The 1420-nt window shown below is 52.0% G+C and carries 2 protein-coding genes; both read left to right on the plus strand.

Annotated elements, in window-relative coordinates; translation table 11 throughout:
- A partial coding sequence (locus tag ACFRAK_RS27585; RefSeq protein ID WP_394572973.1) for a TRAFAC clade GTPase domain-containing protein occupies positions 1–1098 on the plus strand: 1098 nt, incomplete at its 5' end.
- Positions 1099–1133: 35 nt separating this feature from the next.
- Positions 1134–1420: GAP1-N2 domain-containing protein (locus ACFRAK_RS27590; RefSeq protein WP_483878289.1), on the plus strand; the 287-nt coding region annotated here is incomplete at its 3' end.

The raw sequence follows: 1420 nt of genomic DNA on the forward strand, positions 1-1420 counted from the left end.
GATGATGAGCTGAACCGCTATCGTGAGCGTTTTGGTCTCGATTCGGTCTACGATATGGAGGCGATTATTCGGCCTGGCGATATTCCCGAGGAGCACCATATTTATTCGGATCATGTGCTGGTCGGACTGAATGACCGCTACGGCGTGATGACGCGCAGACGGTTATGCCCGAAATGCCATAATGAGCTTCCTGTAACCGCAGGTAAGGTGCCCAGCAATATCATCTCCATCATTGGCGCCTCCCAGGTTGGAAAATCGGTGTATATGACATCATTGATTCATACGCTGCAGCATACGACAGCCGATCATTTTGATGCGGCTTGCATGCCGCTTAATGCAGAGATCAGCCGCAAGTTTCGTACCGGGTATGAGGAACCGCTGTTTGAGCGCGGGGATTTGCTCGCATCGACTCAGAAGGAGAAGATGCAGGAGCCGTTTATTTTTCAATTCGTATTCAAGGATGAATCAAAGCCGCCGTTAACGCTTGTGTTCTTCGACGTAGCGGGAGAGGGTATGGTGGACGAGGATTATTTGGGCCTTCACGGTCAACATATCAAGAACTCAGCGGGGATTCTGTTTATGGTCGATCCGCTCCAGATTCGCTCCATACGTGAGAAAATTCGGTTGAAGTTCGGCGATCAGCCGGGTGAATGGGTGTCGCAGTACGATGAACCGCGCGATGTCGTACTGACCATGTTCGGTGATTTCATTGCGTATGAGGACAAGGGCAAGACGGATATTCCGACTGCCGTTGTGCTGACGAAGAGCGACATGCTGCATGCGCTGAAGGATGAAGATGGCGAATACGTGAAGCTGAACAGCAACATCTTCAACAATATGGTTCACCGCAAGCATTTGAATCTGACGGAATTTGAAAATATTGACGGCGAGATTCGTCGTTTCATTGAGAAGGTCGATCGTCCGTTCAAGGGAACGATGGACGTCTATTTCTCGAATGCAGCGTATTTTGCGGTCTCTGCCCTTGGGAGCAATCCCGTCGATCAGAAGCTGCAGAGCGTAGTCAGCCCGATTCGGGTGGATGAACCTTTCATCTGGCTGCTGTACAAGCTGAAGTATATTGAAGGGAGGGAAGACTAGTGCCGGATGTTCCTGCCCGAAACATACAGCAACAGATGTACACACGGGAGCGCCGGGGCGTATTCCGCGCCGCCGAAGGGTTCGACACGGTGGCTCGGTCCCCTGGATTAGAACCCTCCTTCATCAAAAAGGTGCTGCATCCGTTCTGCCAGTACGAAGCTCCGGCTGAGCTTATTGCACGCAGTGAGAAGGAAGCGGAGGTGTATCCGTCCGCCCTTCATCTGTTCCATACGGATGCGGGGGAGACCGTGCTCGGGCGAAGTGTGTTCCAACCAGCGGATTTTACGGGACTTCGTAGCGCCTTTTTCACGCATCACTATGT

The organism is Peribacillus sp. NPDC056705 (assembly GCF_043656335.1).